This window comes from Euzebyella marina (assembly GCF_003687485.1).
Taxonomy (GTDB): domain Bacteria; phylum Bacteroidota; class Bacteroidia; order Flavobacteriales; family Flavobacteriaceae; genus Euzebyella; species Euzebyella marina.
Genome location: NZ_CP032050.1, coordinates 812,911 through 829,003, shown reverse-complemented (window position 1 = coordinate 829,003; position 16,093 = coordinate 812,911). Strand labels below are relative to the sequence as shown.

Annotated in this window: 16 protein-coding genes; 15 read left to right on the top strand and 1 reads right to left on the bottom strand. The window is 39.0% G+C overall.

Features of this window, described 5'->3' with window-relative positions; all coding sequences use genetic code 11:
• The first annotated feature begins 32 nt into the window (after positions 1-32).
• The 10 genes from D1013_RS03415 (at position 33) to D1013_RS03370 (ending at position 10,804) form a co-directional block, all read left to right on the top strand.
• Positions 33-1,142, top strand: a complete 1,110-nt coding sequence (locus tag D1013_RS03415; protein WP_121850580.1) for a family 16 glycosylhydrolase — start codon at positions 33-35, stop codon at positions 1,140-1,142.
• Between the two features lie 337 nt (positions 1,143-1,479).
• The gene (locus tag D1013_RS03410; RefSeq protein WP_121847549.1) at positions 1,480-2,694 is read left to right on the top strand and encodes a site-specific integrase; all 1,215 of its coding nucleotides are present in this window, start codon (positions 1,480-1,482) and stop codon (positions 2,692-2,694) included.
• 69 nt (positions 2,695-2,763) lie between these two features.
• Positions 2,764-3,252, top strand: a complete 489-nt coding sequence (locus tag D1013_RS03405) for an asparaginase domain-containing protein (protein WP_121847548.1) — start codon at positions 2,764-2,766, stop codon at positions 3,250-3,252.
• Positions 3,253-3,257: 5 nt separating this feature from the next.
• Entirely contained in the window at positions 3,258-4,172 is a 915-nt protein-coding gene (locus tag D1013_RS03400) for a helix-turn-helix domain-containing protein (RefSeq protein WP_121847547.1), read from the top strand.
• A 275-nt stretch (positions 4,173-4,447) separates the two neighbouring features.
• Entirely contained in the window at positions 4,448-5,284 is an 837-nt protein-coding gene (locus tag D1013_RS03395; protein ID WP_121847546.1) for an RteC domain-containing protein, read from the top strand.
• Positions 5,285-5,604: 320 nt separating this feature from the next.
• On the top strand, positions 5,605-5,889 hold the full coding sequence (locus D1013_RS03390) for a helix-turn-helix domain-containing protein (RefSeq protein ID WP_121847545.1): 285 nt from the start codon (positions 5,605-5,607) through the stop codon (positions 5,887-5,889).
• Between the two features lie 3 nt (positions 5,890-5,892).
• The gene (locus D1013_RS03385; protein WP_121847544.1) at positions 5,893-6,645 is read left to right on the top strand and encodes a hypothetical protein; all 753 of its coding nucleotides are present in this window, start codon (positions 5,893-5,895) and stop codon (positions 6,643-6,645) included.
• Positions 6,629-7,291 carry a P-loop NTPase family protein gene (locus D1013_RS03380; protein WP_121847543.1) on the top strand — a complete coding sequence of 221 codons (663 nt, stop codon included), beginning with the start codon at positions 6,629-6,631 and terminating at the stop codon, positions 7,289-7,291. The genes D1013_RS03385 and D1013_RS03380 overlap by 17 nt, the downstream gene beginning before the upstream one ends.
• A gap of 56 nt (positions 7,292-7,347) precedes the next feature.
• Positions 7,348-8,331 (top strand): AAA family ATPase, encoded by a 984-nt coding sequence (locus tag D1013_RS03375; RefSeq protein WP_121847542.1) that lies wholly within the window; start codon positions 7,348-7,350, stop codon positions 8,329-8,331.
• A gap of 7 nt (positions 8,332-8,338) precedes the next feature.
• Positions 8,339-10,804 carry a S8 family peptidase gene (locus D1013_RS03370; RefSeq protein WP_121847541.1) on the top strand — a complete coding sequence of 822 codons (2,466 nt, stop codon included), beginning with the start codon at positions 8,339-8,341 and terminating at the stop codon, positions 10,802-10,804.
• 76 nt (positions 10,805-10,880) lie between these two features.
• Here D1013_RS03370 and D1013_RS03365 read toward each other — a convergent pair whose 3' ends face one another.
• Positions 10,881-11,513 carry an N-acetylmuramoyl-L-alanine amidase family protein gene (locus D1013_RS03365; RefSeq protein ID WP_121847540.1) on the bottom strand — a complete coding sequence of 211 codons (633 nt, stop codon included), beginning with the start codon at positions 11,511-11,513 and terminating at the stop codon, positions 10,881-10,883.
• A gap of 189 nt (positions 11,514-11,702) precedes the next feature.
• Between D1013_RS03365 and D1013_RS03360 the strand changes: the two genes are divergently transcribed.
• Genes D1013_RS03360 through D1013_RS03340 form a run of 5 tightly spaced genes read left to right on the top strand, consistent with a single transcriptional unit; the run spans position 11,703 to position 16,088 of the window.
• On the top strand, positions 11,703-11,990 hold the full coding sequence (locus D1013_RS03360; protein WP_121847539.1) for a hypothetical protein: 288 nt from the start codon (positions 11,703-11,705) through the stop codon (positions 11,988-11,990).
• Entirely contained in the window at positions 11,990-12,268 is a 279-nt protein-coding gene (locus D1013_RS03355; RefSeq protein WP_121847538.1) for a hypothetical protein, read from the top strand. The genes D1013_RS03360 and D1013_RS03355 overlap by 1 nt, the downstream gene beginning before the upstream one ends.
• The gene (locus D1013_RS03350; RefSeq protein ID WP_121847537.1) at positions 12,261-14,663 is read left to right on the top strand and encodes a TraG family conjugative transposon ATPase; all 2,403 of its coding nucleotides are present in this window, start codon (positions 12,261-12,263) and stop codon (positions 14,661-14,663) included. Before D1013_RS03355 ends, D1013_RS03350 begins: the two co-directional genes overlap by 8 nt.
• Before the next feature lie 4 nt (positions 14,664-14,667).
• Complete coding sequence (locus D1013_RS03345; protein WP_121847536.1) at positions 14,668-15,243, top strand: conjugal transfer protein; 576 nt, start codon at positions 14,668-14,670, stop codon at positions 15,241-15,243.
• A gap of 2 nt (positions 15,244-15,245) precedes the next feature.
• Positions 15,246-16,088 carry a hypothetical protein gene (locus tag D1013_RS03340; protein WP_121847535.1) on the top strand — a complete coding sequence of 281 codons (843 nt, stop codon included), beginning with the start codon at positions 15,246-15,248 and terminating at the stop codon, positions 16,086-16,088.
• The last annotated feature ends 5 nt before the right edge of the window (positions 16,089-16,093 follow it).

Genomic DNA, 16,093 nt, shown 5'->3' with positions numbered 1-16,093 from the left:
TGAACAATATGAATTTTCATCAAATCTTTAAAATGAATCTATTGAATATCGCCTTGATGGCACTCACCCTAGTTCTTTCTTGTAGTTCAGGTGACAACGACACAAATGACAGTCCTTCAGCGCTTGATTTGAATATTACCTTAATCGGATCTAGTGACAGTAACCCCAACGGCGATGGCTCAGGAAGAGTTCAAGTAAAGGCCGCAGCAGAAAATGCCGTGAGATATGCCTTTCGCTTCGAAAACGGAGACCAGATTGATAGCCCATCGGGCACTATGGAATATACATTTACTCAAACAGGTACGCACTCCTATTCCATAGTTGCCTGGGCTTATTCTGAAAACGGGAGTTTTACCACTGAAACCCTTACGGTAGAAGTCTTTAAATCAGACGAACAATTTACGACTTTGGTGTTTGAAGATGAGTTTGAATACGAAGGAGCTCCGAACCCTGAAAAATGGCATCACCAAACAATACCGCCAGACAATGGTAATTGGCATAATGGCGAGCTTCAGCATTATACCGAAAGGCCCGAAAATTCATCAGTTGAAGACGGAACGTTGAAAATCAATGTATTCAAAGAACAGTATACAACAAGTGGCTCTACCAAAGAATATACTTCGGCCAGACTTAATTCTAAATTTGCCTTCACCTACGGTCGTGTTGAAGTACGCGCCAAACTGCCCGAAAGTGGGGGAACTTGGCCGGCTATTTGGACCTTAGGGGTAGATGTTAACGAAACGGGCAATTATTTCGGTGATCAGTTCGGTGCAGTTGGCTGGCCCCTTAGTGGCGAAATTGACATAATGGAACAGACAGGTGGTGATAAAAACAGTATCATATCTCACTTTCATTGGGGTGATTTAAATACTGAGGAATATAAAAACGAAGGAGGAACTGCCCCAGTTTCAAATGCTTCAAGTGAATACCATGTTTACGTAATGGAATGGTCGGCCGATTCTATTAAAACGTTCGTTGACGACACCATGGTTTACGAGCTTACGAATTCTGAGAACAAGCCTTTCAACCATGATCACTACTTGATATTGAATGTTGCTATGGGCGGAAATCTCGGAGGTGAAGTTCCCGAATCGTTCTCTCAAGATACTTTTGAAATAGACTATGTACGAATCTATCAATAAAGTTCGATTCATAATTTTTCAAACTTTAGAAAAACAAAAAAAGCCTTTCGATATCGAAAGGCTTTTCTGTTTGTACAGGCGGAGAGACTCGAACTCTCACACCTTGCGGCACTAGATCCTAAGTCTGGTATATATTGCACCAATAAAGCATAAATAAACTCATTTTCAATTGTTTATGTTTTTCATCATTTTATTTAAAGTCAATTAATATCAGTTAATATCAACATTTGTTGTACCTATGTTGTACCCAAAATTCGTAGTAAAGACGTATCTTTAGAGTGAATTTTTGACAAAATGTTGTACCTGATTTGGCTTTCGTATCTAAAACAGGTTCAAAATGTCAACGAGTGCAAAAATAATACTTCGCAAAAAGCCTAACGCAAAAGGGCTTTTTCCGCTTGCGATAAGGATAACCAAAGACCGTCGTTCAACTTACAAACATATAGGTCATTATATTGAATTAGAGGATTGGGACTCTAAAAACCTAAAGGTAAAAAAATCGCATTCTGAAGCTGAAAGTCTAAACAATTTGATAGCTTCCAAACTATCCGAAGCCAGAAAAGGGCTTATTGCACTACAGACGGATAATAAAGCTGCTTCTGCTCGACAAATCAAAAAAGAAATATACAAGCCAACTTCGAGCTTAACATTTTTTGATTTTGCTGACGAGCATCTTGAAGCCTTAGAGGCCGAAAAGAAAATCAATCGCCATTCTACAGATTCAGCTTGGGTAAGCTATATAGAAAAATATTGCTCTGGCCGACATTTGACTTTTCAAGAAATCGATGAGCGCTTTCTCAAAAAATTTAAGATTCATTTAAAAGGTTCTTGCTCATTAACTGAAACTACTGCAATGAATGTAATGGTCTTGATACGATTACTATTTAATAGAGCTATTCGAGATAAGGTTGTTAGCAAGGAAATATATCCCTTTGGAAAGGATAAGTTTAAAATCAAATTTCCCGAAACCACAAAAACAGGGCTTTCAAGTAAAGAAATAAAAGCCCTTGAAAGTGTTACTGAACTAACTGATATGGAAAGACACTCATTAAATGTTTGGTTGTTCAGTTTCTATTTTGCTGGAATGCGTGTTTCAGATGTGTTGTTTATAAGATGGTCCGAGATTTATGATGGGCGATTGAATTATAGAATGGGAAAAAATTCAAAGTTACTGTCGCTTAAAATTCCAGCTAAAGTTGAAAAAATCTTATTACAGTATGTTGAGGAAAGAGTAAATGATGATGACTTTGTTTTCTCCGAAATGAAAAAAGCCGACTTATCTGATGCGAAAGACATATATCGAAAGAAAAAAGTAGCGAACAAAAAATTCAATGACCACCTTAAAAAGATTGCGAAAAGAGCAGGCATCCAGAAAAAAGTTACGATGCACATTGCTCGACACTCTTTTGGCAATATTGCAGGCGACAACATTCACCCGCTTATGCTTCAAAAATTATATCGCCATACGGATTTGAAAACCACCATTAACTATCAAGCTAATTTCATTCATAAAGATGCAGATGATGCTTTGGAAAATGTAATTAACTTCTGAGAAGGTAATACTTCAAATTACAGTATCTCAAATTCCATTATCTTTATAGGTCACAACAAGTCCTATTTTATGATACATATTCTTACAACCGGCGGCACCATAGAAGGACTGGATTATGTAGATGGTAAAGGAATCACCCAATCAAATGTCACGATTCAAAGTTTTCTTGAGAGTGCCAATATTGATTTTGATTACACCATCAAAAGTGTGTTCAAAAAGGATAGCAGGGCCATCACAGATGAGGACAGAGCGCAGTTGGTTTGCAAGATAAATGAATCTGCTGCGACAAAAATTTTGATAACTCACGGTACTTTCACAATGGAAGATACCGCAAAATATATCGGAAAACTCAACCTGAATAAAACCATCGTACTGGTTGGGTCTTTCATTTTAGGTTCATCTGCAGAGACAGATGCACCATTTAATTTAGGCTATGCACTGAGCTCATTACAGCTTCTAAAACCGGATGTTTATATTGCTATGAACGGACAGATTTTCAATTGGAACAATGTTTCAAAAAATTTAGAAACCAACAAATTTGAGCGCAATGACCAGTAAAGTAAATGTTTGGCACGTCAATACATTGGACAACTTTCTTTTATCTTTTAATAGATACGGTCATTGTATTGCTCACATTTTACTTTTCGAGAAGAAATGCACGAAGTAGCCTTCGACGGTTTTTATATCTCGGCATCCTTTTCATAACGTACAATGCTACGGGCGGATTTTTACCCATAGAGAACTTTCCAGGGCCATTCATCCTTCAATATATCATTACGTATGGCGTGGCCATTGCGTTATGCGTATATATCGTTTACTACCTCTATAAAGAATATGACATCGTCGTATTGAAATTCAACTCATCCATTAAAAATCTCGCATTTTTAGCGAGTGGCAGCTATGTTGTCCTTTTTTTGATGCCTTATTTTTTGACAGACTCTTTGGATGCGGCTCGCTTTCTTTTTACTATTCCCATATCCTTAATAGCGTTTATATTTCTCATCATTTTCTATAGACGTATTTCAAATCCGAGCAATCCGAATGCGTTTATTTTAAGGCGAAACAAATTGTCTATGGTGAGCGTAGCGAGTATAGCTCTGTTGCCAATTTGCACCGTGATAGGCGATTATCAATGGATAACTTTTACCGTAATGAACTTGGCCTTCTTTGCCATTACAGCCATTGAGGTAGATAGGTATCTATACTTTTTGGAAAACAATACCCGAATGTATGAAGTGTTTGCCCTGAAGAAAAAACAACGCGAAGAATCTGTAGAGCGCAAGATAATCTATGAGGATTTAACGAGAAGGGAAATTGAAGTTGCGTTATCCATTCTTAGCAATCTTAGTTATAAGAAAATTGCCGAGGAACTTTTCATTGCCGAAAGCACCGTATCAAAACACGCCTCAAATATCTTCAAGAAAACCGGTGTGAAGAACCGTCGTGAATTTTTAAAGCGGTTTCGCAAAAAAAGATAATTAAATTACCTCTCTTAAGACCTAAGCATATTCATTGTCTCTCAGAGTTTCCGTAGAAAAATACGGCTCGTTCCGTAATTAAATACGGCAAGTTTTCCTTGTACGTTTATGAAGTAAAATTATTTTAGTGAGAGTTCCATAAAATACACCAATGAGCCACAAATTTAATGACCTGTGGCGTTCATTTATATCATTTTGCAGGACTATGATATCATCTAACCAACCGCATCAACTAAATCCCATTTCTATGGTTTCATATCAAAATACACCTGCTTATGGACTTTCAATTATTAACACAGCGACTAAAAAAAGAACTTGATGATATAAAACTTCAAAACGAGAGCATCCTTGAAAGGGCACACCGTTCCATTGGGCTCTGCCGTGATTCATTAAGCTTGCTTAAAAAAGAGGTTCTGTCGCAAGGCTTCAAATCCATTCAAGACGAAATCCATTTTTTTAAAGTAACCAAACAAGTCCCTCTCGTTGAGTTAATCTACTATTCCGAAATCCATTCGTTTGAAATTCAGTTCCCGAAAATCGACTTAAAAAGGCAGCTCAAATCCGTCAAAAAGAAAAGCAACAAACTCAATCGATTCTTTCTCTATAATCTGGACTTCGGAAGATACATCGAATCAGGGCAGACGCATTTTGATAAAGAGTATTACACTCGTGATTATCTCAATGGGTATCATATCACACTTTCAAAATTCTATTTTCAAGACCCAGAATTCTGTACAGCAAGAGATATGTTGCTCGGCAAATACAATGCCTACAAGTCCCTAACCAAATATTTAGTGGACAAGCAAAATAAATTGAAGAATGGGTTGAATGGAAATGAGATTTCATTATCTCACACCGAAAAAATGCATTGGCCGTTCAGCAATACAGACTATGTGGAACTCATTTATGCGCTTCACGCTAAAGGGCTTGGCGCTAAAAACAATCTGAGTATTGTTAAAATTTCAGATTACTTAAGCCAGATTTTTGATGTTGAGCCGAAAGACATCTACAAAACTTATCAAGACATCAAATACAGGAAAAAAAGCCGAACCCTTTTCCTCGATGAGCTATCCACTTCCCTTCTTTCCGAAATGGATAAAAGCGAGAAATAATATCATTTTCCAGCTGTTTTCTTATCAAATCTAAATGTTAAAAAATTACCGTACTACGGTTGAACTACGGTGTTTTGGTTTTCAGCGAATGTCCATAAAATTCAGTTCGATTTAAGTATAAATTTCGGCATCAACTATATCAAACCGCACCAAAGCATACCAAATTTCAAGATGTTAAATTTTGACCGTAGTACGGTCGTACTGGGGAAGAAAATCCAATAATCCATATCAAATTTGTAGAACGAAAGTCAAATTGGGTCAGGGCCTGTCAAATTAGTTGAAAGCAAAGCGGCAGTCCCTTTCTTTTAAACCGTTCTATTATGCCAACAAGTATTATAACCACAGACGACCTTCGGGAGTTCAAAATGGAATTGCTCGATGACATCAAAAACCTGCTTGCCAAACAATCGAAGGGCAGGCTCAAGAAATACCTTAAATCATCCGAGGTTATGGACTTACTTCAAGTCAGTCCGGGAACACTTCAAAACCTACGCATCAATGGCACATTGCCCTATACAAAGGTTGGTGGAATAATCTACTACGATGCCGAGGAAATTCAAAAGGTTATGGATGCTAACCGTGTGCACCACGGTCTAAATCCGTAAACGATGAACTACATAAAGCTACTCAATGCGGCTTTTGAAAAGTTCTATTTTGATGACCGCCTAAACCCGACCCATATCAGCCTGTATATGGCCCTGTTCCAGGAATGGAACAGCAACCGTTTTGCCGAAGAGTTCTACGTGAACCGCCGAGAGCTGATGCGTGTGGCCAAGATTGGCTCAAAATCTACCTACCACAGATGCATCGTCGATTTGGACGGTTGGCAATACCTCTCCTATTTTCCTTCAAACAATCCGTACAAGGGCAGCAAAGTGAAGATGTCCATTATCGGGACAAGTGATGAACCGGATGCGGGACAGTACAATCCCATTTTAGAACAGCTTGCGGAACAGTACTATCCCAGAGGTGTACCGCTTGGAGGACACAACCATCCCAAAAACGGACAGGTAGTGAACCCGCACCGTCCCACCAGCGGACAAGCATTGGTATCTAATACAAACAATACCAAAGAGGAAAACTATATAAAACAGCCAAAGGACTGTCAGGCCGTCACTGATTTTTTTGAGGAAAAGAATTTTGATGCCGATGAAGCGGAAAAATTCTATCAGCACTATACTGATCGAAATTGGCAAACAGGCGATGGGGAACCGATTCGTGACTGGCGTGCGGTGGCCATCAACTGGATGGACCGTACCGAACTGTTCGACACCGAAAACAAACCAAACAAAAAACAAGCATCCCAAATCAAGGACAACCTGCGTACCACTAAAACAAAAGACTATGGACAACCCCTCTAAAATCACAGAAGGTAGCGTGGAATATTCGATCGGAACATTCGACGGGAAAAGCATAGTGTACGATTTTCCTAAAATCATAATTTACCTGAATGCCAAAGGAAAGCTGTTGTTCGGCAAAAAGTTTAGGATTTATGATGAGGACAGAGATATTCTCTTGAAGCTCTGTTCCTACTTTATCAAAGACAAGGAATATTGCAACGCAAATGGCATTGATATTGACAAGGGCATACTGCTTTCCGGCCCTGTGGGATGCGGAAAAACAAGCCTGATGAAATTATTACGGCATATCGTACCCTTACAACGTCCGTATGAAGTGATTCCCTGCCGAAACGTAACCTTTGGGTTTAACCATTTGGGCTTTAAAACGGTCGAGGAATATGGCAATACCAAATTCTATTGTTTTGACGATTTGGGAGTTGAACCTGCTGGCCGATTTTATGGCAAGGACTTGAACGTAATGGGCGAAGTACTTTTATCACGCTACGAGCTTTACCTTTCCACCAAGCGAAAAATCAAGACCCACGCCACCACTAACCTTAACGCCGAAGAACTGGAAGAACGCTACGGCAATCGTGTCCGAAGCCGGATGCGTGAACTCTTTAATTTGATTGCTTTTGATAAGGCGGCTGGGGATAAGAGAAAATAAATATGCAATTGCTAGAGAATTAAAATTTTCATTTTACTATTTTTGTTAAAAATAATTTGGCAGCGGCAGAAAAAATAAAGGCATTATTACAAAGTTTTGGTGACGAAGACGATAATCGTTTTTACACCACCGCAATGCAAATTGCCGCTTCTGAAGCCAAAAAAGGGCATACAAAACTTGCTGAGGAATTGAAGGTCTTGATTGAAAAAATCAAGTCAAAGCGAAAAGTCGATTCAGTTTCAAAAACAAGAATTCTTCCTGTAAATGAAGCCCAAAGAGAGTTAAAGGATTTACTAGAAGTTTATAGACCACATATCAAAACCAAGGATATGGTTTTGACCGAACAAGTTTCGGAAGCTATTGAACGTATTCTCTCAGAACAACTGAAATTTGATCAGCTCTTACAGCATAATTTAGAACCAAGGCGAAAATTAATGCTAGTTGGCCCTCCTGGTTGTGGAAAAACAATGACGGCCAAAGCAATTGCTGGCGACTTGGAAATTCCATTGTTCATTATCCGTTTGGATGGATTGATTAGTCGCTATATGGGTGAGTCTATAGCAAAGCTTAAATTGATATTTGATTCGATGTACCAACATAGAGCGGTTTACCTGTTTGATGAATTTGATTCCATAGGTTCAAATCGCAGCTATGGTAACGATGTCGGGGAAATCAAGCGTGTTCTAAACAGTTTTTTAATGAATATTGAGAAAGACCAATCGAATAGTTTGTTGATTGCCGCTACCAATATTCCTGAATCTCTTGATAAGGCGTTATTCAGGAGATTCGATGACATTATACAATATCCTTTACCAAGCAGCAAGGAAATTGCCGAACTCATCAAAGTTCAGTTAAAGGGGTACTCGCTTGCCAAAGGCAAAACCGTGAATGCACTTGCCAAAGAGGCTGTAGGACTTAGTTTTGCGGACGTTTCCAATGCTTGTAAGGATGCAATTAAGGAGATGATTGTACAAAACACAGAAAAAGTGTCTTCCGCTACTCTTTTTAAATTTATCCAAAATAAAAAGACCAAGTTTTAATTTATAAATGCCTAGAAACTTAGAACACATAATTCTTTCTGGGTATGCATCTACCGAGTCTTATACAAGCCCAAGCACAGGACGGGATAGAGTAACTCCAATTGGGAGAAATAGAAACACTCACGGAAATGCGTTGCGCAACCAGCTTCAAATGGCTGAAATGGCCTTTAGGCAAAATACAGATATGGATTTTGTATATCTGGAGTTTATTTCTGAAAAGGATTGCCTTTTGGCCTTTGATAGTTTTGAAGATGGTAGAAGTGGCGACCATCGTTTTGTATCGTCAAAATTGGAAAAAGTCATAATTGACGGTCAGGAACACGAACGCTACAGGGCTTGTGTGTTTTTAAACACCAATGGAATATCCAAATTCCTGAGAAAAATCGAAGCTTATCTAGATCCCGAGAAGGACAGTGATTCCGGTAACCCTAGAAACACTAAGCTGCTCAATAATATTGCTAATATACAGCAGGCTACTTTGGCAAGTTTTTGGCAAGAGGATGAAATCGATTTTCCTGGTCTCGATGAAGAAGTTTGGTGGGAAGTTTGGTTACGACGAGACAACTCACAAAACGACATCCGTGAAGATGAGGAGATGATAAATATGCTCTTAGATAATGTAATTGTGGTTGCTGAACGGAGATTGTTGTTCCCAGAGCACATTGTTCGAATGATTCGAGGTACAGCAAGAGAACTATCAACTACTCTGTTATATACTGATAAACTAGCAGAATTAAGAAAACCCAAAGAAGCTGCTGATTTTTTCACAGGATTAAATAACGATGATGCCAACGATTGGGTTGAGGACCTAAGAAATAGAACGATTGATAGAACCACTGATGATTCCGTTATAATCTGCTTATTGGACACAGGTGTAAACCGAGGTCATTCCTTGCTACAGGGTTTTATCCCAGAAGACAATATGGATTCCGTAAACCCTGAATGGGGAAATGCCGACACACATCCCCACGGCCACGGAACACCAATGGCAGGAATTGCACTTTATGGAGACCTTACCGATTTATTGCAGGACAACTCAAATATTGAAATATTCCATCGGCTTGAATCTATCAAATTAATTCATCCCAACAACCCGCATCAACCTGAATTATATGGTGCAGTAACGGAAGAAGCCATTGCCAGGGCAATAATTCTAAACCCTACCAACAAGCGAGTATTAGCAATGGCGGTAACTGCTACTGATGGACGTGACAAAGGTAAACCATCATCGTGGTCAAGCTCCGTAGATAAAATTGCTTTTGGAGAGGAAGGTACAACTGATGACAAATCACTGTTCTGTGTCTCAAGCGGAAATACCGTGATATTTAATATTTCGGAATATCCACAAAAGAATTTTGAAGAATCTATACACGACCCTGCACAGGCCTTCAATGCACTTACCATTGGTTCATTTACCCAAAAAACCGTCATAGACCAAGGTCAATTTAATGGAGCAACACCTTTAGTACCTGCAGGTGGTATGTCACCAAGCAATAGCACTTCAGTAATGTGGGAAAACAATTGGGCTCTAAAGCCAGAACTGGTTATGGAAGGTGGCAATTATGGTATTCATAACGGAGGTATAATCGACCCAGATTCACTAAGAGTACTTTCCGTTGGAAAAAATTTTAGAACCGAACCTCTTTCCAGCTTTGGTGATACCAGTGGAGCTACAGCTTTGGCCTCTAGGTATGCAGCAATGCTAACTTCGCAATATCCCACATTATGGCCAGAAACCATAAAGGGCCTTCTTGTTCATTCGGCCGATTGGACAAATGAAATGCTTGGTAACAGGGCTATACAGGAATTGAACAACACAGAACAAATCAGGCTTCTAAGAACTTTTGGGTACGGCGTTCCCGATTTTCAAAAAGCTGTAAGAAGCGCAAACAATTCACTTACCTTTATTGCGCAAGAATCTTTGAGTCCTTTTATACTTGATGATGGTACGGTTAAAACAAATCAAATGCATTTACACAGTTTACCTTGGCCTACCGATGTTCTAACGGGATTATTTGATAGCGAAGTAACCCTTACGGCCACATTATGTTATTTTATAGAACCAAACCCCGGCAACAAGCAATACAGTAAATCATATTACTATCAATCTCACGGTCTGCGGTTTAAAATGATTGATTCGGGTGAAACTATTGAACATTTTCGGGAAAGAGTAAATCGCGAAGCTAGATTAGAAGACCAAAATGGTTCGTATTCCGGAGAAAGTTGGATTATCGGAAATAAAGTTCGGGATAAGGGCTCTGTGCATAAAGATATTTGGAAAGGCACCGCTGCCGACTTAGCTACCAGAAATAAAGTTGCCATTTATCCTGTCAATGGTTGGTGGCGTACCAGAAAAAAATTGTTGCGTTACAATAGTCAAGTCAGGTACAGTTTAATTCTATCTATTGAATCACCAGACAATACGGTTGACCTATATAATCCCGTTCTCAATCAAATAGACATTTTGATATAAGAAATTATTACTTCTATGTCGTTTTTGAAATTGCTTTAAGACTATGTAAAATTTTTTGAGATAGTTCTTTCATTGATTAATTGTTTATTGATTTTAATATGATGTTCGCCAAGAGTGTAATATTCTTTGTGACTACAAGATATTTTTCCTCTTTAGGATGACTTAAAAACCCCAATTCCAATAGAACGGATGGCATAAAGTCCTTCGTTTCCCGAAGCACCTGAAAATTGGAAAACTTTACGCCTCTACTTTCAAATCCCAACTTGTCATTCAAATCAGCTTGTAATTGAAACGCCAACCAAGTTGCTTCATCCAAAAACTTCGACCTTTGATTGAACACATAGATTTCTACACCACGAGCATTAGGATTATCCGAATGATTGCAATGCAAGGACAGGAACAAATCTGCATTTAGAACTTTGGCCAGCTTGCCCCTATCACTTAAAGAAATTAAGGTATCGCTATAACGTGTTTGATAAATTTCCACAGTTTTATTGTGGTTTTTCTCGGCCAATTCTGAAATCAACCTTGCTATTTCCAAGGTTATACTCTTTTCCTTTAAGTTATTTACCCCAATTGCACCGGAATCATTTCCGCCGTGGCCAGGGTCAATTACGATGATTTTTTTCTCATCCAAATCCTGACCCAAAAAGATGCAACTTTTGAGAAGCAAAATCATAAAACTGACGTTTTTGAGCCACTTTTTCATTTTCAATTTTTCTCTTATTAACAGTTCCACTTCAAAATTTCATAGAATTTGATGTCAAATAATAACATCGAAAACTAAATAATATCAAATAATATTTTATTCACAAATATTTGATTTTCAGTTATTTATATTCAAATATATGTAAATTTCACATAACGAAAATGAACCAAAAATTTAAACCCATTCGTTATGAAAAAAACATATTATTTGGCGGGCTTTCTTTCGCTCTTATCCACATCGCTTTTTGCACAGATTGGTGGTATTGAAGATTCGGTCAACGATGTTTCCGATACCATCAGAGCCATTTTCCCAATCATCTTAGGGGTCATATTCCTTATTGGATTCCTTTTTAATGCAGGTCATTTCTTTGGTGAAAACGCAGACCTCAAAAAAGGAATCACGCGAGTCTTGGTATTTGTTTTAATCGCAGGCGCGGTAGTTGGAATCTTCACCTATCTCATAGGCATCGTAGTGTAGTGAAGAAGTTTGAAGTCTATAGAAATATGCGGAAACGGGCGGTCATATTTGGCCTGCCCATTTCGCTATTTGCCTTGATGATGGTATCTATTTTGGCATCACTGCTCATCATCATTTTTTCCTTCAGCTTTGGCATCATCATCGGGCTAATGGTCTTTAATGGTGGACTTTATATTGCCTTGACTCGAATAGCCAACAATCCGCAGCTTTTCCAAATGGGTAATCCTTTTCCAAAAATCATCAGCAACAAGCGTAACTCAGGTTTTGAATATGAATAAGATGAACCTCTCAGCATATCAACCCATTGCAGATATTCAGGATAATATCGTCTTTGCCAATAATGGCAATGTGGTGTTGTGCTATAAAGGGAATCTGCCAGAAATCTATTCGCTTTCTGAAAAGGACTTTGAGGATATACACGGTGCGTGGTTCCAAGCCTTGAAGTCACTACCTGTTGGAACGGTGGTTCATAAACAGGATATCTATTTAAAGAAGTCCTACTCTTCAGAACAATTGCCCAACACATCTTTTCTTGAAAAGGCCACCCACAACCATTTTAAGGGACTTGGTTATATAGAGCACCAATGCTATCTGTTCTTTATCCTGACTAAAAACAAGGCACTCAACAATTCTAAATATGTCAATCCGTTCCGGAAGGTTTCTAAGGGGATTGTCCAGCAAATGGATGACAACATTAAGGTATTTGCCAATGCGGTCAGCGATTCGGTGTCCTTCATCAACAATAGTAGAAAGATGCGTTTTATTCCGCTTCAAGCGAAAGAAATAGAAGACTTGACCAGCTCATACTTCAATGGATTTAGTGAAGGATTTGATACCGACATCCTACTGGAAAAGAAAAACGTCACCATCGGTGACAATCATTTTGATGCCCTGGCCGTCAACAGCGAACTGTGCTTTGGCGAAAGTGTACAAAGTAGCAAGACCAATGAGAAATTCACTTCTGACGATTTTGTATTTCATCAAGGGTTTATTGATGGCTTAGGGCTTACGTTGAACGAGAACCATATCGTAAACCAAATTTTGTATTTGGATGATAAACAGAAATGGCGAAAGCTGCTCGACAAGAAAATAGAAGAGCTTAACAAAAGTTCCAATTTCGGTTCGCAGAATAAGGTGGTTCTTGGTAAAATCCAGCACATCCTTGACCAAATCAATGCCGATGACAATGCACGGATTATCCGAGGTCATTTGAATGTGGTCTATTGGGCAAAGGACAAAAAAAGTCTGGATTCCATTACTTCAAAAATCAAGACCGAGTTCAAGGAACTGGATATCATCCCATATTATCCAAGAGGTGAAGAACGCAAGAATTACATCCTGAACAGCTATTGCTGTTTTTCATCCAACTTCTCGAACAATGATTTGTATGTAACAGATTTGAAACAAGCACTTTGCCTGTCCATTAACAATACCAACTACAAATCTGACGATACCGGAATCATCTTTAATGACCGAGAGCATAACATTCCAGTTCTTAAAGATGTTTGGGATGAACGAAAGAAGCGTATCAAAGCACGAAACTTTGCCATTTTCGCCCCAACGGGCGAAGGCAAATCGTTCCTTGCCAATAACATACTGCGCCAGTATTTTGAAAAAGGTGTCCGCTTGGTCATTATTGACTTGGGTGGATCCTACACCAAATTTGCCAAGCTCTATCCCGAAAAGTACACCGTGCTTCGCTATGAGAGCGGAAAGAACCTTGGTATTAACCCATTCTTTATTAGCGATAAAAATGACCTAACACCGGAACGGCTTGAAGATTTATCGGTGTTCCTTTTTGAATTGTTTGCTTCTGATTTAAAAGTGACGAAAGCACAATCCGTTTCGATCAAAAAAATACTGCGTCATTATTACGATAGCACTTCTGAAAACCATTCTCTGGAAGGCTTCTACAATTTTATAGAAAGGCATCAAAAAGATATTCTGAGCGACCTAAAAATCCATCCCGACTACTTTAATGTAACGAGCTTTCTGCACGTGATATCCGAGTATGTCGGCGATGGTCTATATAGTTTTCTCTTTGAAGTTAGCGAGGACCAAACCTATAAAATTGAGGACAAACGATTGATTGTTTTTGAACTGGATGAAGTGAAGGACAATAAGGAAATCTTGTCCGTAATGCTCAAGCTCATCAAGTCGGCCATCCAAAGAACCATCTGGCGCAATCGTGCCGAAAAGGGCATCATCCTGTTCGATGAGTTTGCGAAGCAACTGAAGTTTGATAATGTACTGGAAAGTGTGGAATTCTACTACCAAGCCATCAGAAAGCAAAACGGTGCTATCGGTATTATTTTACAATCCATCAATCAGTTACCCAACAATTCTACATCGGCCAGTATTCTTGAAAATACACAGGTCATTTACAGCTTAAACAATGAAAAGGGTTATGATGAACTGGTCAAACGCCTTAATCTTTCCAGCCACGACCTGAATCAGTTAAAGTCCATCAAGAACAATCTTTCCGGACCACGGAAGTACACCGAAATGTTCATCAAAATCGGGAAGGAAAGCAACATCTTCCGGTTGGAAGTTCCAAAGGAAGTTTATGCCGCCTACTTAACGGATGGAAAGGAAAATGAGGAAATAATGAAGCTCTACAATGAGCATCAGGATATGGAAAAAGCAATAATTCAATTCACATCTAAAACATAATGTTATGAAAACAAAAATCTTGATTATCGCAACGGCATTCATCTTTTTATTGCCTGCACGCGCTGCGTGCCAGGGAATGCCAGTCTATGACAATACCAACTTCATCAGTTTGGTTAAACAGCTATTGGAATCGGGTAAACAGACCGCAGAAATGATTAAGTCCGTAAAATTTCTCAAGGATGCCAAAGAAGCTATTGAAAAAGTTTCAAGCGTTGTCCAACAGCTTAGGGCAGTTGAGGAAATCGCACAGAACAATCAGCGCCTTATTGATGTAATGCAAAATGACCTTCAGGATATTCTCAATTCCCCCTACATCAAACCCGAGGAAATTGACAAGGTTATGGGTTCTTTCGAAACCATTGTACAAAATTCCTTGGACACGGTGGATTTTATAGACGAAGTTCTCTCAAGTGATTATCTAAAAATGAGTGATGCCGAACGCGCCGAAGTCCTGAAAACCAAGGAACTGGAATCGAAGCAGATGGTTTCCAGCATCACTATGAAAACAAAACGCTATCGTGATATTATTTCATTCAGAAAGATGCAGGATAAAGTCAATAATCGAGAAATAGGATATTAACAATGACTGCGACCATCATTTTAGGAATTGGCTTGGAATACATCGATACGGTGTTCCAGACCATACAGGCCAGCGACTTTTCGCAATACACTATTGCCGGAATGAAAACACTTGCTGTCCTATTTTTCTTGGTCAACATCCTTAAAAAATACAACGAAGGTATTGCTGACAAGGACGGTTACACTTGGGGGTTGAGTCCGGGCGAATTGGCAAAGAATTTTGCCATTGTCCTATTGGTCATATTTTCAACGCAGGTGTTAGGATTCTTTGATGGGATATTGGTAGCCATCGAGGAACAATATAGGGGCACGGCACCTGCGTTACTTCCATTGCAAATGCAGGATATACCATTAGAGGAAGATGTCAGCCTTTTTGATGCCGCAAGCTCGGCAATGACGCTTTTGTATGAGGCATTGGTAACACCATTATATGGGTTCAAGATATTGGCCTTTATCCTAAGCACCATACTTTGGATATTGGATTTGTTTATCTATCCGCTGTTTTTAGCAGAACGCTTTTTCCTCTTGGGAATAATGCAGGCGTTTTTTCCATTGGTCATTAGTTTGGCAGTTTTTGAAAAATTCCGTTCGCTCGCCTATACCTTCTTTAAACTGTACGCTGCCGTTTATATGCTCGTACCAGCATTCTTTCTGGTCAATGTGTTTATCAATGCCATTTACACGGAAATAAATACCAATTTCTGGGTTAACCTGTTCGGAACCGATACAGGTCAGGGCTTTTTTGCGCCTGTAGTTCAACTGGGCTCAGTTGGCTTTATCGTTTTTCTAAAATTCAAATTGTATAGACGTGCAACCTCGTTTACCCTCAGATTATTTACCAACTAATTCCA